The sequence below is a fragment of the Synechococcus sp. PCC 7336 genome, from assembly GCF_000332275.1.
Lineage (GTDB): Bacteria > Cyanobacteriota > Cyanobacteriia > Thermostichales > PCC-7336 > PCC-7336.
In genome coordinates this window covers 2,153,526-2,175,671 of sequence record NZ_CM001776.1, presented here as the reverse complement: position 1 = coordinate 2,175,671, position 22,146 = coordinate 2,153,526, and the positions used below count along the sequence as shown (strand labels likewise).

17 protein-coding genes are annotated in these 22,146 nt (G+C 55.5%); 8 read left to right on the top strand and 9 right to left on the bottom strand.

What is annotated here, in order from left to right; translation table 11 throughout:
- Positions 1 to 105: 105 nt before the first annotated feature.
- Together SYN7336_RS10395 and SYN7336_RS10390 are read left to right on the top strand one after the other, a co-directional pair.
- Entirely contained in the window at positions 106 to 891 is a 786-nt protein-coding gene (locus tag SYN7336_RS10395; protein WP_017325876.1) for a Uma2 family endonuclease, read from the top strand.
- Positions 892 to 1,041: 150 nt separating this feature from the next.
- Positions 1,042 to 2,034 carry an acetyl-CoA carboxylase carboxyltransferase subunit alpha gene (locus SYN7336_RS10390; protein WP_017325875.1) on the top strand — a complete coding sequence of 331 codons (993 nt, stop codon included), beginning with the start codon at positions 1,042 to 1,044 and terminating at the stop codon, positions 2,032 to 2,034.
- A 24-nt stretch (positions 2,035 to 2,058) separates the two neighbouring features.
- On the opposite strand, the gene SYN7336_RS10385 is transcribed toward SYN7336_RS10390, so the two are convergent.
- Positions 2,059 to 2,865 carry a transglycosylase domain-containing protein gene (locus SYN7336_RS10385; protein WP_017325874.1) on the bottom strand — a complete coding sequence of 269 codons (807 nt, stop codon included), beginning with the start codon at positions 2,863 to 2,865 and terminating at the stop codon, positions 2,059 to 2,061.
- A gap of 180 nt (positions 2,866 to 3,045) precedes the next feature.
- On the opposite strand from SYN7336_RS10385, the gene aat reads away from it, so the two are divergent.
- Complete coding sequence (gene aat, locus SYN7336_RS10380) at positions 3,046 to 3,624, top strand: leucyl/phenylalanyl-tRNA--protein transferase (RefSeq protein ID WP_026100877.1); 579 nt, start codon at positions 3,046 to 3,048, stop codon at positions 3,622 to 3,624.
- On the opposite strand, the gene SYN7336_RS10375 is transcribed toward aat, so the two are convergent.
- From SYN7336_RS10375 to queF, 4 genes are all read right to left on the bottom strand, one after another.
- A complete protein-coding gene (locus tag SYN7336_RS10375) occupies positions 3,617 to 4,549 on the bottom strand; it encodes an LD-carboxypeptidase (protein ID WP_017325872.1) in 933 nt (310 codons plus the stop codon). The two genes, aat and SYN7336_RS10375, sit on opposite strands and share 8 nt — an antisense overlap.
- The gene (gene rlmN / locus SYN7336_RS10370; protein ID WP_017325871.1) at positions 4,550 to 5,584 is read right to left on the bottom strand and encodes a 23S rRNA (adenine(2503)-C(2))-methyltransferase RlmN; all 1,035 of its coding nucleotides are present in this window, start codon (positions 5,582 to 5,584) and stop codon (positions 4,550 to 4,552) included.
- Positions 5,585 to 6,765: 1,181 nt separating this feature from the next.
- The gene (locus SYN7336_RS10360; protein WP_017325869.1) at positions 6,766 to 7,230 is read right to left on the bottom strand and encodes a molybdenum cofactor biosynthesis protein MoaE; all 465 of its coding nucleotides are present in this window, start codon (positions 7,228 to 7,230) and stop codon (positions 6,766 to 6,768) included.
- Positions 7,231 to 7,246: 16 nt separating this feature from the next.
- Positions 7,247 to 7,678 (bottom strand): preQ(1) synthase, encoded by a 432-nt coding sequence (gene queF, locus SYN7336_RS10355; protein ID WP_017325868.1) that lies wholly within the window; start codon positions 7,676 to 7,678, stop codon positions 7,247 to 7,249.
- A gap of 150 nt (positions 7,679 to 7,828) precedes the next feature.
- Here queF and SYN7336_RS32260 point away from each other — a divergent pair, with 150 nt between their 5' ends.
- Together SYN7336_RS32260 and SYN7336_RS10345 are read left to right on the top strand one after the other, a co-directional pair.
- Positions 7,829 to 8,374: a TMEM165/GDT1 family protein gene (locus SYN7336_RS32260; protein ID WP_017325867.1), complete on the top strand. Its 546-nt coding sequence runs from the start codon at positions 7,829 to 7,831 to the stop codon at positions 8,372 to 8,374.
- Entirely contained in the window at positions 8,364 to 8,666 is a 303-nt protein-coding gene (locus tag SYN7336_RS10345; RefSeq protein ID WP_017325866.1) for a TMEM165/GDT1 family protein, read from the top strand. The genes SYN7336_RS32260 and SYN7336_RS10345 overlap by 11 nt, the downstream gene beginning before the upstream one ends.
- Before the next feature lie 525 nt (positions 8,667 to 9,191).
- Here the strand turns inward: SYN7336_RS10345 and SYN7336_RS10340 are convergent.
- From SYN7336_RS10340 to SYN7336_RS29750, 3 genes are all read right to left on the bottom strand, one after another.
- Positions 9,192 to 9,986, bottom strand: coding sequence for an S-adenosyl-l-methionine hydroxide adenosyltransferase family protein (locus tag SYN7336_RS10340; RefSeq protein WP_017325865.1), 795 nt, complete (start codon positions 9,984 to 9,986; stop codon positions 9,192 to 9,194).
- A gap of 97 nt (positions 9,987 to 10,083) precedes the next feature.
- Positions 10,084 to 10,959, bottom strand: a complete 876-nt coding sequence (locus SYN7336_RS10335; protein ID WP_017325864.1) for a vitamin K epoxide reductase family protein — start codon at positions 10,957 to 10,959, stop codon at positions 10,084 to 10,086.
- A 177-nt stretch (positions 10,960 to 11,136) separates the two neighbouring features.
- The gene (locus tag SYN7336_RS29750) at positions 11,137 to 12,237 is read right to left on the bottom strand and encodes a sugar transferase (RefSeq protein WP_017325863.1); all 1,101 of its coding nucleotides are present in this window, start codon (positions 12,235 to 12,237) and stop codon (positions 11,137 to 11,139) included.
- Between the two features lie 567 nt (positions 12,238 to 12,804).
- On the opposite strand from SYN7336_RS29750, the gene SYN7336_RS10320 reads away from it, so the two are divergent.
- Together SYN7336_RS10320 and SYN7336_RS25345 are read left to right on the top strand one after the other, a co-directional pair.
- The gene (locus tag SYN7336_RS10320) at positions 12,805 to 14,082 is read left to right on the top strand and encodes a DNA repair exonuclease (protein WP_017325861.1); all 1,278 of its coding nucleotides are present in this window, start codon (positions 12,805 to 12,807) and stop codon (positions 14,080 to 14,082) included.
- Between the two features lie 9 nt (positions 14,083 to 14,091).
- Positions 14,092 to 17,649, top strand: coding sequence for an AAA family ATPase (locus SYN7336_RS25345; RefSeq protein ID WP_017325860.1), 3,558 nt, complete (start codon positions 14,092 to 14,094; stop codon positions 17,647 to 17,649).
- 313 nt (positions 17,650 to 17,962) lie between these two features.
- On the opposite strand, the gene metH is transcribed toward SYN7336_RS25345, so the two are convergent.
- On the bottom strand, positions 17,963 to 21,547 hold the full coding sequence (gene metH, locus SYN7336_RS10310; RefSeq protein WP_017325859.1) for a methionine synthase: 3,585 nt from the start codon (positions 21,545 to 21,547) through the stop codon (positions 17,963 to 17,965).
- Between the two features lie 159 nt (positions 21,548 to 21,706).
- On the opposite strand from metH, the gene SYN7336_RS10305 reads away from it, so the two are divergent.
- Positions 21,707 to 22,138, top strand: a complete 432-nt coding sequence (locus SYN7336_RS10305) for an HHL1-like protein (protein ID WP_017325858.1) — start codon at positions 21,707 to 21,709, stop codon at positions 22,136 to 22,138.
- The last annotated feature ends 8 nt before the right edge of the window (positions 22,139 to 22,146 follow it).

Genomic DNA, 22,146 nt, shown 5'->3' with positions numbered 1-22,146 from the left:
ACTCGCTGTTGCTGAGCTGATGGAAGGCGATCGCCCTCAGAATCCCCCCAGTTACAATAGGGCCAAATCCCCTCTATTTCTGCCAATCCCCCTGCAGCACAGCCCATGACCGCCGCCAAACCTTCCCTGCCGCAGTACCAGCGAAACCCCCTGCCCAGCATGTACGATCTTCCCAGCGAAGATTCCGCAGAACCCGGTTTGCCTGACGAATTTCACAACCTGCAACCCCAGCTTTTGAGTGCCACCCTGCGCCTCTCCCAATACGCACCAGACAACCGCTTTACCGGCACGGACCTCAACCTCTATTACGACATCCACCATCCCCTCTGGCACAAGCGACCCGACTGGTTTTTGGTCTTGGGCGTCCCCCGCCTGTATGGCGGAGCTGACCTGCGACTGAGCTATGTCATTTGGCAGGAAAGGGTGAGTCCCTCTGTGGTGGTCGAACTGCTATCCCCCGGCACGGAGCGGGAAGATTTGGGTGCAACCGAGCGTCAGGCCGACCGTCCTCCCACCAAGTGGGAGGTGTACGAACAAATCCTAAAAGTGCCCTACTACGTGGTGTTCGATCGCTATACGGACCAGTTGAGGGCGTTCGAGTTAGTGGGGGGAAGCTATCGGCCATTGGAGATCGCGGAACGGCGACTCTGGATACCAGCACTGGACTTGGGGCTGGGGGTTTGGCAGGGGGAATACGAGGGAATCGAGCGGGCTTGGTTGCGCTGGTACAGCAGCGCTGGGGATTGGATTCCCACCGATACGGAGACGGCGGCTTGGGAGCGTCAGCGGGCCGAGCAGGCAGAGTCGTTACTGGAGCAGGAACGTCAGGAGAAAGAGAAACTGTTGGCGTATCTCCGTTCTCTGGGGGTGAATCCCGACGAGCTGGAGTGAGGTTAGCCTCAGCACTGGTTCCTATGCCCTTTGCTTCCATCCCAATGGCCGCAGCTCGATAACAGGGTTACGATTGCCATCCTACTAGCTGACAGTCACTGGCTTATTCTAGATAGGTGGGGGCCTGCAGTCACTCAAGTTGCTATCCATATGACGAAGTCATCCGATCGCCTGTTGTTGAGCTTCGAAAAACCCGTTGCCGATCTAGAACAGCGAATTGAAGAGATCCGCGCGCTGGCAGAGGATAACGAACTGGAAGCCTCCGAGCAAATTCAGCAGCTCGAACATCGGGCCGCCGAATTGCGCAAGGAAATCTTTCTGCGCCTGTCTCCCGCTCAGCGGCTGCAGGTGGCTCGCCATCCCCGTCGCCCCAGTACCCTCGACTACATTCAGACCATCTGCGACGATTGGTTCGAGCTGCACGGCGATCGCCACGGTTGTGACGACCCTGCTTTGGTCGTGGGCCTAGCCCGCTTGGCCGAGCGCCCGGTGGTGGTGATGGGACATCAAAAAGGTCGCGATACCAAAGACAACGTGCTGCGCAATTTTGGCATGCCCAACCCCGGCGGCTATCGCAAAGCCCTGCGTTTAATTCAACATGCCGATCGCTTTTCTCTGCCCATCTTGACCCTGATCGATACGCCTGGGGCTTATCCGGGCATTGAGGCGGAACAGACGGGTCAAGGGGAGGCGATCGCCGTTAACCTACGGGAGCTATTTCAGGTGGAAGTGCCGGTGATTTGTACCGTCATTGGCGAAGGGGGGTCGGGGGGAGCACTGGCCATTGGCGTTGGCAATCGCATCTTGATGTTCGAACATTCTGTCTATTCGGTGATTTCGCCCGAAGGATGCGCCGCTATTTTATGGAAGGACGCCAGTAAGGCGGGCCGTGCCGCCCAGGCCCTCAAAATTACCGCCCGAGATCTCGAGGGTTTGGGGGTGATTGACGAAATTTTGCCAGAACCCATTGGCGGTGCCCACCGTGCCCCACTAGAAGCTGCCGAAACCCTCAAACAAGCCTGGATTCGCCATCTCAATGAATTATCTGCTCTCAGCGGCAGACAGTTGCGCGAGCAGCGATACCACAAGTTCCGTCAAATGGGCGTGTTTGTCGAACCCCCCCTTGCTTCGGGCAATCGATAGTCGCTTCAGGCAATCGCTTGTCATTCAATCGAGGCTCGGTCGGAGCGATCGCAACGGCACCACCCGCAAGGATAATGTCTTCGCTGCTGCCGCTGCTGCTGGCGAGATGAAACCGTTCTCAACCATTTCCTCCAACACCAGATCCCGCCGCATCCGGGCAATATCGGGATTGACATGGGGGGAATAGACACTGGGAGCCGGTAACAATCCGGCTAGCAAAGCAGCCTCCCCCAGCGTGAGGTGCTCTGCAGGCTTATCGAAATACACTTCGGCTGCTGCCCCAATCCCGTAGGCATTGCTGCCAAAGTAAATGCGGTTGAGATAATAGGCCACAATCTCAGACTTGGTCAGCACAGATTCAATTTCTCTTGCCAGCACAATTTCTTTGAGCTTGCGCTGCCAAGTGCGTTCGGGAGACAAATAAAGATTTTTGGCCAGTTGTTGGGTAATTGAACTGCCCCCCTCCCGCAAAGCCCCTGCCGCGACATTGGCGATCGCCGCCCGCACAATCCCCGGCCAATCCACGCCGCCATGTTGGTAAAACCGTCGGTCTTCGATCGCCACCACCGCATTCACCATGACTTCGGGCAGGCGATCGACCTCCACTGGCGGGTTGGGCAAAATACCGTCAGGGCGATCGAACTGACCGGATTCCACCCCTGCTTCCAGGGGCAACACCGACGGCAAACTGCGTTCGAGCATTGCATAGCCCGCGCCGAGGGCGAGGAGCGTGCCGCCCAGGAGCGCGATCGCCCCCAGTGAGAACCGTTTCCATGCAGCAGGGGAGGCAGTCGCAGCCCGTTGTTTCGCCGGAGAAGGTGCTTTCGCCATCTTGAAACCCAATCGATTGCCCTAATTGTGGCGAGAATAAAGGTCTGTCACTGTTAGAACATTTTCTAGGTTAGTGATATACATTCTGTACCGAAAGAGCTTGGAGGCTCGAGGTTTGAAAATTAGAGCTTACACCGCCCACCTGAAAATTGCTCTATCGAGGGTTCAGCCAGACATATGGTGACCTGGGACATTGCGCAAATTGTGCAGGGGTACGCTTGCGGCTACTTCCTGATGGATGACGGTCGCGGCAATCTCGGCTGGTACGGCACCCCCACAGAGCGCAGCTTGATTCCCCTCGACGATCGCTTCCGCTATCCGCGCTCGTTGCGCAAAGTCCTCAACCGAAACCAATTTAGCGTACATGTCAATCGTGCCTTCGATCGCGTCGTGGAAGGCTGTGCCAATCGCGACAGCACTTGGATTAGTGACGAATTGGCGACCGTCTACTTTCAATTGCACGAGCGGGGCTGGGCTCACAGTTTCGAAGCGTGGGAAGGCGATCGCTTGGCGGGGGGCTTACTGGGAATTGCCATCGGCGGGGCTTATATCGGCGAATCCATGTTCTACGCCATCCCCAACGGCTCGAAGGTGGCCTTGGTGAAATTAGTCGAACATCTCCGCCAGCGGGGCTTTATTCTCTGCGACGGCCAACTGAGCAATCCCCATTTAGACCGCTTTGGAGCTATTGCTGTCCCGCAGGAGGACTATCTAGAGCAACTGCAGCGGGCGGTCGCCCTCCCTTGCCAATTCAACTGATAGGAGGGGTCGCTTCCAGCAGACTCAAGCTGCCCCGATCGCCATCCAAGCGGGCGATCGCCCCCACCGGCAACGCCAAATTGTCCCCCTCCCCGTGGCCGAATTTCAACTGGGCAACGATGGGAATACCTAAATCCAACAGGCGATCGCGCAACGCAGCTTCGGCAGAATAAGGCACCGGCTCGTGCCAATCGTCCGACCAACTAAACCGTCCCAACGCAATTCCCGCCACACCCTCGAATGCGCCTGCATTGCGCCATTGGGTTAACAGGCGATCGAGCCGATACGCCTCTTCGTTAATATCCTCGATCGCTAAGATCGCCGGTCGATCGGCCAACGGCCAATCCCGAGTACCGAGCAATGCAGTCGCAACCGTCAAATTGGCAGGCATCAGCAGTCCTGTAGCGGTCCCGCCGGACCAAACAAGACCCTGCAGGGAATCCACATACCCCTGCGTCAGCCAGCCATGCAGGCGATCTCGAGAGACATCGGACTCCAACGGCATATGTTTTACAATTGGCCCGTGAACGCTGGCTACCCCGCGCCGCGCCGCCGCCCACAACAGCGCCGTAATATCCGAAAACCCCACAATCCATTTGGGAGACTGACAAAACTGCGTCCAGTCCAAATGGGGTAACAGCCGCGTCGCCCCGTAGCCCCCTCGCCCGCACACAATTGCCCGACAGTGCGGATCGTCCAGTGCCGTTTGGAGGGAGTTCAGCCGAGCCCCATCAGTTCCTGCTAAATACTCCAGTTCGCTCGACTCCTGCGGTACTAGCGACACCACCTCGTATCCCCATTGCCGCCAATACTGCAGTCCCGGCTCTAGGTCTGCCAGTGTTACGCCGCCGCTCGGCAGCACCACGCAAATGCGATCGCCCTCCTGCAACCGGGCCGGGAATTGCAAGCCCGCCAACCCACTCACCTATCCCGACAGCCCCGTTAACTGCCTGCGCCGCAACTGGCCGCAAGCGGCATCTCGATCGAGGCCGCGCGATCGCCGCAGGCTCGCCGCCACCCGCCGCTCCTGCAAGCGCTGCAAAAATCGTTCCACGCGATCGGGGGCGGGGCGCTGATAATCGGCCTCGGAAATCGGATTGTACAGCAACAAATTGACGTGGGATTGAAAGCCTCCGACTAAATCTGCCAATTGCTCGGCATGTTGGATGGCATCGTTGACGCCCCCCAACAGAATGTATTCGAAACTCACTCGACGACCGGTAATATCCACATAAGCGCGGCAGTCGGCAATCAGGCGCTCGATCGGATAGCGATCGGCAGAGGGGATTAGCTGATGGCGCAACGACTGGTTGGGGGCGTGCAAGCTAACCGCCAAGGTGACCTGCAGTTGCTGTTGGGCAAAGCGGCGAATTTGTTTGGGAATGCCGATGGTCGAAACGGTGATATGCCGCTGACCGATGCCGATATCTTCGTTGAAACAGCGCAGGGCCGAGAGCACATTAGGGAAATTTTGCAGGGGTTCCCCCATGCCCATAAACACAATATTGCTGACGCGGCGATCGCACTCCGCCTGCACCGTCAGGACTTGATCGACGATTTCGTGTACCGCCAGATTGCGTTTCAGCCCCCCCTTGCCCGTGGCGCAAAAATCGCAGGCCATCCCACAGCCCACCTGTGACGAGACGCAGACGGTCAGGCGATCGCGGCTGGGGATACCGACGGTCTCAATCGTTTCTCCATCCTCCAAGCCCAACAGGAGCTTCACCGTACCGTCCCGAGATTCGGAGCGCTCGACAATCTCCGATCGCCCCACTGGAGAATCCTGCACTCGCTCGCGCCAAGCCTTTGAAAACACAGTGATATCGGCCAGCGATCGCACCCCTTTGTTGTAAATCCAATTGTGCAGTTGCTTGCCCCGGAAGCTCGGTTGACCTCGCTCCACAACCCATGCCGTCAGATCTCGGGCCGATTGTCCCAATAGTGGTTCGATTGCGCTCACGCTGTAGGAGTCCAAAACTTGTGCTGCTATCTATTGATTATCTCCACCCATGTCGACCTACAGCCAGTCCCCTGGCAAAACATCACGATAGATTGAGGGATGCCGCTATGGGATTCGCGGGCAAAAGGGGAATCAAAGATCGAGAACGAGTTCCAGAAAAAACTTTTTAGTCGATTTTATCGGTATGGAATTCGATTTCACAACTAACCGACACGTTCCATGCCATCCAAAATATGCCTAATGGGTGCATGCAACTGGGGTTGTCCGCGCAATTGTAGCGAGAGCGCATCGGGATGAGAACAAAAACTTCAGTATTTGGGTATCCTTTTCAAAGTCGAGTCACAGCCCAGACTGGCTAAACACCACTAGGAATTCTGTCATTGAGAAATTTCAGATGTCAGTTTCTGATGCTTTTAGGGTAAGTTACCACTAACCAGACCATTCCTTTCGACTTCATATCGCTCGAGATCGCTTCAGCTCGACCCCCAGCGTATGTTGAAGTCAACCTGATTACTTGCTCGTGCTGCTGCCAGTGATGGCAGCACACTTTTTAAGGAAGCGAGCGACAGCAGGTCAGACCTACACATAGCCTTTTTGAGACGCAAAGCCAGGGTTGGCGATCTCCCACCACCCGATGCGACTGATTAAATGCCACCGACAAGCGGAGTCCTTAAGAAAAATACATAAACAACCAGCCTCGACCTCGATCGTTGCTGGCCAGTTTCCCCCATCAGTCCGTACTCTACAAGCTTAAATGCGTATAAAAATAATTTGCTCGACTACAGTTAAATGTTGTACTTACGGATGCTTTACATAGGCTTATAAGTTCATTAAAAATCTATGTAATAACGCATGAAATCTGGGAATAGATAAGAGCGCAGAAGTTGTTTGGCCTTGAAAGATCATGTACGCATTAAGTGTAAAAACCATCGTGCGGGAATCCATGAACCGAAAGATACTGTTGCGCGATCGCCAAAGTCATTTGCGTAGCGTAATGCTACAAAACGAGCTGGACATTGAAGATCGACTGGCGATTTGCATCTTAGAGAACTCGATCTGGACAGGAGATGTCGCGGTTGAGTAGCAGGCCGTTATTCAGGTCGGGAAACCTGGCTCGGCGATGTCTAACTGACTGCGATCGCCCCAAACCCGGAGGGGCCAATGCAGAAAACGAGTAGCAGTCAATCGGCATCCAGCTCGCAAGCCCCAATACTCACCCATTCGCTGCTGCCATCGGCAAAATGTTCCTTCTTCCAAATCGGCGCATTGTGCTTGAGGGTGTCGATCGCGAACTGGCAGGCCGCAAACGCCTCCGAACGATGGGGCATCCCCACCGCCACCAAGACGCTAATCTCGCCAATCTGTAACTTACCAATGCGGTGATGGATCGCAATCGCGTTAACCTCTGGCCAGCGATCGCCAATCTGACGAGCGATATCTGCAAATACATTTAAAGCCATCGGCTGATAAGCCTGATATTCCAAATACCGTACCGGCTGTCCGTCCGTTTGATTGCGCACCGTCCCACTCATGACGACAACTGCTCCATTGCCTGGATGGTTTGCTGCTGCATAGACTGCTGAAAGAGACAGGGGGGCAAGGGCGATCGCAAAATCGGTGGCGGGAAGGTGCAGAGTCTGAGTCATGACAATCTCGCAGGGGCTAACTGTCGCTATCGGGGCGCTCGTAGCTCACCTCCACGACGGTATGGACGTTACCGCGCGGATTGAAATCTCCTGTGAGGCGAGCGCGCACGGGCTGGCAAGCAGCAACAATGTCATCCAAAATCTGATTGGTCGCAGCTTCGTGGGCGATGTAGACATCCCGGTAGCTGTTGATGTAGAGCTTGAGGGACTTGAGTTCCACCACTGAGGGGCCGGGGGTATAGGTTAGCGTAAAGGTGGCGAAGTCGGGATAGCCCGAGAAAGGGCATTTGCAGGTGAACTCCGGCAGTGTGATGTGTACGGTGTAGTCGCGCCCCTCGCGAGGATTTGGAAAGGTGACGAATTGGTTGCCTGCGATCGCCTCTTCCCCATATTTGGGTTCTGGAGCGTTGGGGGTGACTTCAGCAGGGGTGGCAGAAGAAGCGGTCATAGTTGCAAGCGGAGAGAAGGTCATCATTCCAGTTAAGATTTTCTCAGCCCGTCTTGTAACCTCAAATGGGGTTGCGCGGTCGACCCGATCTCGATCGAGGCTGCGGACTCCAACCAATAGCTGGCTTGCCCATTATAAAGCTCCTCCACCGTGACCTCTCAAGATTCCCACCGTACCCGCACCCTCGTTTTATGCACGGTTTCGATTGTCGCCATTGCCGCGATCGGACTCGTCATCTGGAGTCCCTCCTTGCAGCAGTTAGCCGAGAGCGTGCCAGCCAACCTGCGGCAGGCGATCGCACGATTCCAAGCTCCTCTCGCAGAGGGGGCCGAAGCAGATGTGGCCTTGTGGCAGTGGCTGGCGATCGCCTTCAGCACTGTCTTTGTGGCAGAGATGGGGGATAAGACGCAATTGGCGACGATGTTGATGAGTGCCCGGGGCAAGTCGCCGTGGGGGATTTTCTTTGGGTCTGCGTCTGCCTTGGTGGCGGCCAGTTTGGTGAGTGTGACGTTGGGGGGGTGGCTGTCTGCGATTGTGGAACCGGAAGTGTTGCAGGCGATCGCCGGAATCAGTTTTACGCTGCTGGGCCTTTATATCTTGTGGGCCGAATTAACTGCTACCGATGAGGATGCCGACCTCGAAAGCACGGCAGATCTTGAAACTGCGAGGGAGGAATCCGATTGTGATGGAGTCTAAGCAAGCACAGGTGGGGTTGGTGGCCTTTGGCTCCATTTTTCTGGCGGAAATGGGGGACAAGACGCAATTGGCAACAGTTTTGCTGAGTGCGCAATCCCACCATCCTGTCATTACCTTTGCAGGCGCGGCATCTGCCCTGGTGACCACTAGCGCGATCGGGGTCTGGGCGGGTCGCTGGGTGGCCGATCGCGTCTCCCCTCGCACCATTAAGCTTACAGCAGGCGTGGGCTTCATTGGCATTGGCGGCTGGGTGTTGTGGGACGTTGTGCAAGCGGTGGGGTTCAGCCTGTAAGGGGGTTGAGATTCATTCAATAGTTTTGTCGTTCGATCGGGGCTTGACTCGTGGCTGCTCCATCATGACCTCCGGGGTACTCCCGCCAGAACGCAGAGCGTTTGGCGGTGAGGGGGATAGGATAGTTAAACGCAGGGCGGTTGGACTACCGCTCTCTGGCTGTGGAGGCTTATCCGCTGGGATGCCTGTGAAACAGCAACTCTCACTCGTGAGTCTGAGAAGCTCCCGCTAGACCCGTAGGGTTAGCGGTGAGAGTAGTCACTCCTGCTTAGCAGAATTCTTCTGGCCGCAGATGCCGATGAGGATTCCTGGAAGATAAAGCAACCTAACAGCCCGCTAAACCGAACGCGGGGAAATCGCGTGCCGCTTTCCAAGAAGAGCGTGCGCGCCGGTTAGCTCAACTGTTAGGCTTCTGCTGTCCTTAAGATTTGGGCACTGGACAGAAATGGGTTTAGAGAGGGTTTAGCCCTCACCGCCATCAACAGCCTTTACAGCGCTATATCTGCAAAAGCTGTGGGCGTCTATTCAACACTGCACCTGATAAGACACCTCTCGGTCGAGGCGCGGCTTGCCAAACCGCTGCCAAGCATTCCCCCCCCGCAGAAACAGCTCCATCCAACGCACGGTTTTGCCTCCAGCCGACCAGCCCGAACTACCGGGTGCAAACGCTAGCGTTCCTTCCGGCACGTCAAAACTACCGTCGGAAAAAACTGCATCGCTGACGACATCGCCCACGCGCACGGTTACCTTTGCCATCGGACTCAATTGAAGGGCATCAGCCGCAATGGTTGTCTTGAGATTTCCGTAGCCATCCACCCAGACAACCCGGTTGCTGGGCAAATTGGGAATCCGCTCGGGGGCGATCGCTTCTCCCAAGAGGTCTTTCTCTCCCCGAGCGATGGCCGCCGCTGCTGGGGGGAAGACATCGCGCGAGCGAAACTGGGAACCACCGCGAGACACCTCAACCGCGTGGATGGACTGGGCTATATCTTTAATGAAAGACAGCGTGTAACCTGCCCAGACTCCTACAACGCAGACTCCATTAGGAAGCACGGCATAGGTCAAGCCTTCCCCTTCGTTATCCGCTCGCGCAGCGGGGTTATCGTGACGGGGCGCACAATTGTGGTAGATGAGGCGATCGGATGGACCGGGGTTCAAACCCAGTTGAGCAATCCAGAAACCCGTTGCCAGGGTACTGAACGGAGGAACGGACAAGCATCGAATTTGAGCTGCGGGCAAGTGCGACAGCAGACGCTGACTCACCTCCGCAAACGCCGGGTCGTTAGCACCGTAGTCTGCAATCAGATGAATTAGCTTCATGTTTTTGCCGATCTGCGTCTTTCCAAGTGTATCGAAGCAAGACTGGGTTACTCAGAAATCCGGCCCTACTTGCGCCCGCAGCACGATCGCTTCTACCCTATTCAGCACCGCCGTCAACTGCCACCGCCGCAGCCCCATCCCCCTCGAACCCCGTTAGGGCCGCCAATTGTTCCAATGTTTGAATGCCATAAATGCGATCGCCTTTGTAAATCCAAGTGGGATAGCTCTTAATCTCCTCAGCGACACATTCTGGTGCCTGCGGCGTCCCCCGACCGCCGTAAGGGGAGCACTCCACATAATGAAGCTGGTTAAAGGCCGTCCCGAACAGTTCCTTTTGTTCCTGGCAATGGGGACACCAATTTGCTCCGTACATTGCGATCTCAGTCTGTTGCAGGTGCTCGGCTAAACCTGCTGCGAAGGCACTGGGAGATTTTGGCTGATTGGCATAGACCCCCACGACCACTAACAAAGTGGCGATCGCCACCGCTACACCACTCACCACCAATTGCCCGATATCTACCCAAAACTTGCCGAACAACACGGTCAGCCAAATCACTGTCGTGAAGACAATTGCCACAGTGCAGTACAGGCAAAATGCCTTCAGCACAAACAGCATCAAATAAGCAAAATACATCTCAAATGCAAACATAGCGGTTGTCAGGCCAAACAGAGCAGGCCATCGCCACCGCTTCAACAACGGCAACTCATCTGAGGCTGCCGCCAAGAGAAACACACTGATAAATCCCAACATGCCCCAAAAGGCAGCGGGCACGCCTAAAAAGGTGGCCCAGCGACTGCCGAGCACGACACCGCAGCCACCCCCCTCGCCGCACAGAGCCACCTGCTGAGACAAGAGCTTATTGGCGGTGAGATAAGAGGTGAGCAGGCTACCGGCGATCGCGATCGCCGCCAAGATGATGCGAGAGTAGTGGTGAAGCCAGGGGGTTGCAGGCGAACTAGAGGTTGAGGACATAGCAACACAGGGAGGGACGCAATATCTCCAGTTATTATGACCTCGCTCGTCCGCCCGAGCGTCAGGAGGTTAGCAATTTCAAAGATTCTGAGGAGGGTAGAGACCTCTAGCTTCTACCACCATCCCTCTTCAGCCATTGACTGAGACGATTCTCGGCAACCGCGCTCTAGACTGCGGCTAGCAGGCCCCCTTACAGGCAAGCACGACATAGATGGTTTTCCAGATTAGCTTTAAGTCGTAGACAATTGACCAGCGGGCTTGATAGGCCAAATCTAGGCGAACCACATCGTCAAAGCTTTTGATATTCGACCGACCATTTGCTTGCCACTCGCCGGTCAAACCAGGTTTCACATCCAGCCGCTGCCAATGCCAATCGCCATAGTTCTGAACCTCATTGGGGGTGGGAGGTCGCGTACCCACTAAGCTCATATCCCCCATTAGCACATTCCAAAATTGAGGAAACTCATCTAGACTGGTGCGCCGCAAGAAACGTCCCACGCGAGTAATGCGAGCATCGTTAGCCTGCTTGAAAAATTGGCCTTCTGCCTCATTTTCAACCAGATGCTGCTGCCGATCGGCCCAAGCCACCATCGAGCGGAATTTCCAGATTCTAAAGGGCTTTCCCCTCAGGCCGTAGCGGATTTGACTGTAAAAAATAGGACCTTTGCTATTGAGACGAATGGCGATCGCCACAGGAATCAACGCAGCCACAGTCAAACTCAGACCGATTGCGGCCCCCAAGATGTCGATAAATCGTTTAATACCGTTCCCCACTGATGGGTGTGGGCTTCTCACGGCGGTACAGCATTTTGGGTAGAGACGAGTGAGGAGATAAGTGAGGGGTTGCAATTTGACCCAACCGAACGCGATCGCAATTTCGCCGAAACGCTGGTCGGGATGTCTGCGCTGATAGTTCAGAATGGCCTTTACCTGCCGTTTGCTCAATAGACCGGCAGCAGTCAAGATCTGCCCGATGGTCAGCAGGGGTCGCTCTCGCTCTAACACGGGTAGCTGACGGACAAAAAAGTCAACGGTCTGGGGCGCGATCGCCCCCTGCGACACTAAAATCTCGCCCAATTGCAAGTGCCGTGCTTTTTGAAAGTGACGCAATGCCGCAGCTAACTGTAACTCAGTCACTAAACCGGCATGGAGCAAGCGCTGTCCTAAATCAATCGATTCGGGCGTATGGGGCCTCAGGTAGGCTAACTTGCTAGAAGTATCGCTGAGGGGCTGAGCACCCGGTTGAAACTCGTGGGGGTATCGGTCTGCGGCTATCATTGGCGATCGCACTCAAAACTTCCAATTCATCCATTTGAGGAATCCATGGCAATTGCCTTTGCGGCCATTGCCCAACTGTTGATGTCGCCTTACTCTCACTCAGAGTTGAGAGCTCACTCGGAGTTGAGAGCTCACTCGGAGTTGAGAACTCACTCAAAGGATGCAAACCCACTCAACCGTCAATCGTGCAAAAATTGCACCTGTCGATTGAGCTCGCTCGGATTAGGAGCGTCACGCATCCCACATAGAGGTACAGGAAAACTGGAACTTGCCGATCGAGAAGCACCGCACCCACTTAAGGGCTGCAAACCGACTCAGTATTTTCCCTGACTCGACACTGATACTAACATGGTAAATCAGGAATTTTACGTAGTTTAGATAACTAAATACAAGTTGAGTCGCCATCTTAAAATGGTTAGAGACAAAGAATCGAGCCAATTATTTTGCGGGATTCAGGGGGAGGCTTGCAGCACTGACACTTCTCGGGGATTGGCACAGGCCGAGCGAGCGCCCGGATCGATCCCTTGGTAAGCTGAGGGCCAAACGCAATCGCCCCAGGATTTACCCGTGGTCTTGCCTTCCGCTCGCTTTCTCCACATCGCCGACATTCATTTGGGGTTCGACCGCTACGACAGCCCCGAACGGACCAAGGACTTCTTTTTTACCTTTCGCGATGTCCTGCAGCAGTATGCGCTAGAGCCCGCAGTCGATTTTGTCGCGATCGCGGGAGATTTATTCGAGCACCGCACGATTTTGCCGAATGTGCTCAATCAGGCTGAATTGGCCCTGAAGCCGTTGCGAGAGGCTGGTATTCCCGTCTTGGCGATCGAGGGCAACCACGACAACCGCCCCTATGGCACCCATACCAGTTGGCTGCGCTATCTGGCCGAGCGAGACTTTCTAATTCTGTTAGAACCACAGCCGGGGGAGACGGGGGAGTTTTTGCTGGCGCCTTGGTCGGAGCAGCAGCGGTCGGGTAGCTATCTGGATTTACCCTGCGGCGTCAGGGTCATTGGCTCCCGCTGGTATGGCTCGGTGGCTCCTGCCGCGATCGCCCACCTGGCCGAGGCGATCGCCAACTTGCCTCCTGGCCCCGACACCACGGTCTTAATGTTTCACCACGGTCTAGAGGGCCAAATTGCCCGCTACGCAGGCGCGCTGCGCTACCGAGATATTCTGCCCTTGCGCGAGGCGGGGGTGGATTATCTTGCCTTGGGCCACATTCACAAGAATTACGAACTGGACGGCTGGGTCTTCAACCCCGGTTCGCTCTTGCCCAACACGGCAGCGGAATTTTCCCTAGAGCGGGGGGCTTATGTCGTTGAAGTAGAGGACAGAAAAATCTCTGCGGAATTGAAATCTGACTATCATCAACGACCCTGCGTGCGGTTGCGCTGCGAGACCATCGGCACAGAAACCGCCGAACAGGTGGCCGAACGGATTTTAGATAAGGTGGCAAAGGCGAACATCGATCGCCGCCAGCAGGCGATCGTCGAGCTGAAGCTGGTGGGACAACTGGGGTTCGAGCGCTACGAGCTGAATGTGAAGGAACTCAAGCAGCGCATCCAGTTGATGGCCAATGCCCTGATTGTCTTGCTCAAGGTTGAAGCCGAGGCCGTGCAGTACGACATTGCCCCCAACGCGATCGCCACTGACGAACGGCTGGCGATTGAAACGCAGGTGTTCTCGGATCTGTTGGCTCAGCACGCCCATTACCGCCGCCGCAGTGGGGAGCTGTCAAAAGTGTTGCTGAGGGTGAAAGACCTGATGGGGGATGGCGAGCCAGAAGAGCGCCTGTACGATTATCTAGAGAAGGGACTGGCAGGAGACCTGCCCGATGATTAGGGGTACGTCATGCGAATTCTGTCGGTTTCGCTGCATAACTTTAAATCTCATCAGGATCGGTGCTTTGAGTTTGCCCCCGGAACCAATGCCATCTGTGGCGAGAATGGGGCGGGCAAAACATCGATTTTAGAAGCGATCGCCTGGGTGTTGTTCGACCACAGTCCTTACACTGCCGACGACCTAGTCAGGGAGGGGGCCAATACGGCTGAAGTGGCCGTGACGTTTGTGTCGGCATTCGAAGAGCGCACTTACGAAGTGCGTCGCAGCACTGCCACCGGTTACCGGCTCTACGACCCACAGCTCGATCGGCGCTTGGAGCACGAGAAAAAAGTCGATGTGATGCGATGGCTGCGACAGCATTTAGGGGTGCCGCCAGGAACCGATCTGCCCAAGCTGTTTGCCAACACGATTGGGGTGCCGCAGGGCACCTTCACGGCTGACTTTCTCAAAACGGCTCAAGAGCGCAAGCGCACCTTCGATGGCATTCTCAAGGTGGAGGAATACCAGAGTATTTACAAGGACTTGCTGAGCCTGCAAAAGTATGCCGAAGTGCAGGTGAAGGACTGCGAGCACCAAATTGAATTGTGCCAGGTGCAATTGCAAGAATGGGGCGACTTAAAGCAGCGACAAGAGGATCTACAACAGGCGATCGCCACCGATAGAACAGCCCTCTCCGAGTTGGAAACTCAGCAGGAACAACTGCAAGCCGAGCTCGACAGCTTAGCGAAAACAGCTCAGCAGTTGGCCGAGCTGGACGAGCAACTGCAGCAGCTCCAACTGCAGCAGGCCCTCAAACAGCAGGAAGTTGCCAATCGCGAACGGGAACTGGCCGCAGCTCGGGAAGCCCAGCAGGCATTGGCGGCTTCGGAGGCAGGCCACCGAGCTTTTGAAGCAGCAGAAGCTGCTCTGCAAGCGTTAGAAGTGGCTCGCCAGCAACGCCAAGCGCTGATGCAGCAGAAAGAACAACTGCTCGAGGCCGATCGCGATCGCCAGATGAAACAGGCAAAACTGCAACAGGGGCTGGATTTACTCGATCGGGCCGAACAACAACTGGAGATGTTGCAACCCTTAATCGAGCAGCAAGCACAACTGGAAGCGGAGCAGGAGGAATTGACAGCAGTTGCAGTCCGGCTGCAAGAATTGCACCACCAGCGCCAACTGTCGATCGCGCAGTTGGAGGCCCAACAGCAACAATACGAGGGGGTCGAGCGGGCATTGACTGAGGCCCAAACCGCCCACCGAGAACAGCAGGTCAATCGCGAGGGCTACGAGCGAGTGCGGCAAGCAGAAGCCACCTTGCAATCGTTGGAAGCTCGACAGCAGCAGCGGCAAGAGGCCATGCAGCAGCGTACGGAATTGTTGGAGGTGTGCCATCGGGTTCAGGTGCAACAGGCCAGCTTGCGGGAACAACTATTGCGATCGCAGCAGCTCGATCGCCAAATTCAAGCATTAACCCCTCAAATTCCCCAACAGGAGGCGCTGGAAAGCAAGCAGAAACAACTGCAGGCCCAGCACCAACAATTTCAAACCATTCGCCTAACACTGCAGCAGCGGGGACAAGAGGCGGCGGCATTGCGGCAAGCGATCGCCTCCTTGCAAGTCAAAATTCAGCAGCGCCAAGCATTGCAATCGGAGGTGAAGCGACTGCCTCAGATTCGACAACAGCTCGACCGTATTGAGCGCCAATTGGCCCGCCTGGGGGCGGCCCGAGAATTTCGGCAAGAACTCGATGCCCTGCACCAGTCTGGCAGCCAGAATCTGGAGCGCTATCGCCAACAATCCGAACAGCTCTTGCAGCACCTGCAAGCTGTGGCTGGAAGCTATCCCCAATTGCAGCCTAGCTTCGAGCCAATCGCGCCCCTCCTACAGCAGGGACACCGTATTTCGCAGGAGCTCGTCACTCAAATCGGTACCATTCTCGACGATCTGTCCGAGCGGGTGTCGGAGCCGCAGTTGCAAAAACGCCGACAAACCCTGCAAGAACAGCTCCAAGCTGGCTTCCGGGCACAATCGCAATTGCAAGAATTGCCCGAGTTGCTGGCGGAAGTGGAACAAGTGCAGCACCGCTTGGAGACGTTGGAAGAGGCGATCGCCGATCTGGAATGGCAACTGGAAGCAGAAGCCACCTGCCGGCGGCAATTGGAGGAAGTGGCCGAGCAATTGCAGCAATCGGGGGATGTGCGATCGCGGCTGGAGCTGCTCCAGCAGGAGCAGCAGACCTTTCAAGATCTCCAGCAGCAGTGGCGAGAGATCTGTGCCCGCCTCGAACGCCATCAAGCCGACCTGCAAAACATCGAGAGCGCCCTCGCCAAAAGTGCTTATCTGATCGACGAGATCGCCGCTCAGCAGCAACTGCGCCAACAGCATCTAGAGGCACACCAGCGATATCTCAAGTCCGAAGCTCTGGCCAGTAGCTTGCCCCAACGACAGCAGGAGTATCGGCAGGTACAAGCGCAACTGCAGCAGTTGCAGCAGCAGTTAGAGGGGGGGCAGAAAAGGATCGACGCTGCTATTGCCGAGCAGGGGAGTGCCGACGAGATTTCCAGCCGCCAGCAGGCGATCGCCGCAGAGCTAAAATTCCTGCAAGATCCCCGCCAACAGTTGAACCGATTGCAGCAGGATCTGAAGGCTCGTCCGCAATTACAGCAGCAGTTGCGGCAGGTGGAAGCGGCCAGACAGAGCGATCGCGATCGGGTAGCGGAGATCGAACATCAGCTAGCCGAGACTGCCGGGATTGACGAACGAGTTGCCGAGCAACAGCAAAGTCGCGATCGCCATCGAAGCAGTTACCAAACCTTTTTGAGCAACGCCCCACTGGCTCAAACCTTGCCAGAACGGGAAGCGGTCTGCCAGACGCTCCAACAGGATTTAGAACGGGGTCAGCGGCAGCAGTCGGAGGCGATCGCCCAACGGGAAACGGTGGCGGCTCAATTCGATCGCGATCTTCACGAGCGGCTCCAACAGCAGTTCGGGGAACTACAACAGCAATGCACCCGCTTGCAAGTGCAGATTCAAGCGGCTCAACCCCAACTCGATAGCGTCCAGAAACATTTGGACCGATTGGCCGACATTCAAACTCAGCTGGAAGCCGCTGAAGCCGACAAAAAACAGCGGGAGCGGCTCAAGCGTTTCGTTAAATACATGCGCACCGTGTTTCGAGATGCCGGTCCGCGCATTACGGAGCTTTACCAACACAGTGTCAACCGTGAAGCCGATCGCCTATTTCGAGAGATCCTCAACCGTCCCGGCATTTCTTTGAAATGGGAGGCCAACTACGACATTACGGTTCAGGAGAGCGGTAGCAAAAGGCGGCGTTTTCCCAGTCTCTCGGGGGGGGAGCAAATGACGGCGGCTTTAGCGGTTCGTCTGGCTTTACTGAGGGCTTTAGCCGATATCGATATTGCCTTTTTCGACGAGCCCACCACCAATATGGACCGCCCTCGCCGCGAGCGCTTGGCAGAGGCGATCGCCAATATCAAGTCTTTCCGCCAGCTTTTTGTCATCAGCCACGACGACACTTTCGCCAACATCACGGAAAACATTATCTGGGTGAAGCGGGAGTCTTAGATTTTGCGATCGAGTTTGACGAGAAAGAATTGATGGTTTTCCAAAAAAATCTACGAAAACTTCTGTCTCTAGGTAGATTTCACTCAATACTTCGGACAGAATCAGGCGGCTATAGCCCCGTAGGCAAGCAGGTTCTGGTAGTTGGGATGAGATTTAATTAAAGTCGGCTCTAGCTCAAACATGGAAATAAATAAGTCTAAAAGAGGTTCGTTGAGAGCCGACCGTTATAGCAGTCGCCCTAGAAAGCGACGCCCACGGATGGGGCGATCGGCTGGAGTTCTCGAACGCCGAGGCAAGAGGGCTGAAATGTCTGTCAAGCACTGAAGTACTTCGCCTTGGGATGGTAAGCCACCAGCGCCGTCGTCGATTGCTCGGGATGGAGCTGTTCGCTCTCATCCATCACCAAACCAATACGCTCCGTCTCCAACAGCTCCAACAGATAGTGCTGATCGCCCATGTTGGGGCAAGCGGGATAGCCAAAACTATAGCGAGAACCGCGATAGCCCTGGTGCATAATCTTGCGAATATCGGCACTGTCTTCAGCGCCAAAACCCAATTCGCGACGGATACGAGCGTGCGCCCACTCCGCTAGCGCCTCCGCCAGCGCGTTGGTGAGCCCGTAGAAATAGAGATAGTCGGTGTACTTATCCTCAGCAAAAAGCTGTTGACTCAAAAGAGAAGCCTCTTCCCCCACCGTGACCGCTTGGATCGGAAAAACATCGAGGATACCTTGCTCTCTGGGGGCGTAGAAATCAGCGATACAACGGCGAATGCCAGATTTCTGTCGCGGAAACTCAAACGTTACCAGCGGCTCGACCGACTCCGGTACAATAGGGCGATCGCCCTCAAATGCTGTCGATCCCTCTACATCAGGCCGCAACCCATCCAGAGACGCAGGATCGTAAATCAGAACTGCATTCCCTTCCGATTGACAGGGGAAATACCCATAGGCCACCTGCGGATGCAGCAGATCCTCCTCCACAATGCGAGCCTTCCAACGCTCTAAAATAGGCTCGATCTCAGTTTTGAGAAACGCTTCAAACTCTGCCTTCGATTGGTCGCGGGACTTGCGAATTTGCCACTGACCGGCGATCAGCGCTTGGCGATCGATATAGCCAAACACCTCTTGCCAAGGAATGTCTTTGCCTGCGAGGATCTTAGAACCCCAAAACGGGGGTAAGGGGCGATCGATCTCGACAGCAATCTCTTCGGAGCGGCGAGTATCGATGATTTCGGGTTCGGTGGGTTTAACCTCCTCGGGGGCGATCGCCTGCTCAACCTCCAACAGCCCAGAACCGTTAGCAGACGAAGGCTCCTCATCCAAAAAGCCCTGCAAATCGTCCCAATTATCCTCCGCCTTCGCAGGCATCAGCCGATCCATAAAATACAAATCGGTAAAGGCATCTTTACCGTAAACCACCCGCCCGTTATAGGCGTTTTGGCAATCCTGTTCCACAAACTTGCGGGTCAGAGCCGCCCCCCCCAAAATGACCGGAACGGTAATGCCCTGCTCGTTAAACACCTGCAAGTTTTCTTTCATAAACGCCGTAGACTTGACCAGCAGGCCACTCATGGCAATGCAGTCCACATCGTGCTCGCGATAGGCTGCAATAATGTTATCCACTGGCTGCTTGATACCTAAGTTATAAACGGTATAGCCATTGTTGGTGAGGATAATATCCACCAGGTTTTTGCCAATGTCGTGAACATCTCCTTTGACGGTGGCGATCGCCACTTTCCCCTTGGTCGAACCCTCCGCCTTCTCCATAAAGGGTTCCAGATAAGCCACCGCTGCTTTCATGGTTTCAGCCGACTGCAGCACAAAGGGAAGCTGCATTTGACCGGAACCAAACAGTTCTCCCACCACTTTCATACCGTCCAGCAAATATTCATTCACAATTTCGAGCGGGGGATATTTCTCCAGTGCCTCCTTTAACGCCTCTTCTAACCCGATACGTTCGCCGTCGATAATGTGCTGCTTGAGTCTGTCTTCCAAAGGCAGAGAAGCATCTACGCTGCGATCGCGCTTAGCCGATACCCCCTCAAACAGCGTCGTTAACTCAGTCAGCGGATCGTAAACGCAGACATCCCCATCAAACTTGCGCTCGTCGTAGATTAGATCGCGACACACCTGCTGGTGCTTTTCGTCAATGCGAGACAGAGGCAAAATTTTGCTCGCACTCACAATGGCAGCATCCAAGCCCACCGCGCGGGTCTCGTGCAAAAACATCGAGTTGAGGGCAATGCGCGCTGCTGGATTGAGCCCAAAGGAGATATTGGAGATACCCAACAAAATATGGCAGCCGGGGAGTTCCTGGCGCATTTGACGAATGGCGTCTACGGTGGCTTTGCCGTTGGCGCGATCCTCCTCAATCCCCGTGGAAATGGGCAGGGCGAGGGGGTCGAAGAAAATTTCGTAGGGGGGCAGTCCGTAGGCGATCGCCGCATCGTAGGCCCGCTTGGCAATCTCAAACTTTTTCTCGGCAGCGCGGGCCATGCCCTCTTCATCGATGGTGCCCACCACCACCCCAGCCCCATATTTTTTGGCCAGCTCTAAAACTTTGTAGAATCTCTCTTCGCCGTCTTCGTAGTTGGTGGAGTTGAGCAGACATTTGCCCCCCGCCACCTTGAGACCGGCCTCCATCTTCTGCCATTCTGTCGAGTCGAGCATTAAAGGCAGGGGCACACTCGTCACCACCCGCGACACCAGCTCGCGCATATCGACTTCGCCATCCCGACCCACATAATCCACATTCACATCTAGAACGTGGGCACCCTCTTTCACCTGCGACTTCGCCAGAGACACCAACCCGTTCCAGTCTTCGTCATTGAGCAGGGTGCGGCACTTTTTAGACCCGCTGGCGTTCAAACGCTCGCCGATAATCAGAAATGAATTGTCTTGGTCGTAGGGCTGCGGACTGTAGATGGATGCAGCCGAGGGCACAAATTGGGGTTGCCGCTGTTTGGGTTTGAGATCCCGCACGGTATTGACCAGCGCCTCGATGTGATCGGGACGAGTGCCGCAGCAGCCCCCGATCGCACTGACGCCAAACTCTTCCACAAAGCGGCGCAGATAGGTCTGCAAATCTGTAGGCGTGAGCTTGTAGAAGGCTTGACCGCCGACATTTTCGGGCAAACCGGCATTGGGAATGCAGGAGATATGGAAGGGGGAGTGCTGGGACAGATAGCGGATGTGTTCCAGCATCAAATCGGGGCCGGTGGCGCAGTTAAGGCCCAGAATATCGATCGGATAGGGCTCCAAAATGGTTAGGGCCGCCCCAATTTCAGTGCCGACTAACATCGTGCCCTGCTGCTCCATCGTGATGGAAACCATCAGGGGCAAGCGAGTCCCTTTGTGTTGAAAGACCTGTTCGATCGCCGTCAGGGCCGCTTTAATCTGCAATACATCCTGACAGGTTTCCACAATCAGCAGGTCGGAGCCGCCATCGTAGAGCCCTTCTGCCTGTTCGATATAGGCGGCCACCATCGTGTCGAAGTCGATATGTCCCAAGCTGGGCAGCTTAGTTCCCGGCCCCATCGAACCGGCCACGAAGCGGGGCTTGTCGGGGGTGGAATAACGAGCCGCCATGCCCTTGGCAATTTCAGCCGCCCGCTTGTTTAACTCGTAAGCGCGATCGGCAATGTTGTATTCTGCCAAGACGATCGAGGTGCTGCCAAAGGTGTCGGTTTCGATCGCATCCGCCCCTGCCTCCAAAAAGCCTCGATGCACTTCCTCCACCGCTTCGGGCTTGGAGAGGGTCAAATATTCGTTACACCCTTCCAGTTCGGGGCCGCCAAAATCTTCAGCCGTCAGGTTTTGGCTTTGGAGGGATGTCCCCGTCGCTCCATCGAAGACGCAGACACGATCTTGCAGGCGATCGAGAAAGGATTGAGTCATGGGGGCAAGGCAACAGACTTTTTTAATGGTTTACATTGTAACGAATTCCCGCGATCGCCTCCGTACATCGCCATAGCCCCCCCGACAGTCCTCCCCGCCCATTGCATCGCCGCAACCCGATAGCATAACGTTATGCGAACAGACGCTAGGGGAATCCACATGGCAGAGCAGAAAGGATTTGGTCAGTCGAAGCCGCACAAGAAAAAGTCTGCTAGCACTCAAAAGCGCAAGGCAGCCGCGACTCAGTACGACAAGATGCAGTCGCAGGGTTTGCCGGAGTTCAACATCTATATTCGCGATCGCAACAAGCCCCAAAACTGGTTGCCGGTGGGTTCTGTGGCAGTAAAACGGTCTGCGGCGATCGACGCAGCGATTTTCCAAAATGAAGCGGAATTGCTCAAAGGAGCGTTTCGGTTGTTTCCTCGTTTAGCCAAACGGCGGGAGCAGTTGGAATACGGCTATCGGCTCAAGGACGAGCTCTACGCCGATGAAGCGATTCAAGTTGCCGTCAGACCGGTACCAAACGCAGTACAGAAATTAACCCAAATGGTGGGAAGATGGCTGAAATCCTGGCGTGGTGGAGCGTCTTAGAGGCGTAA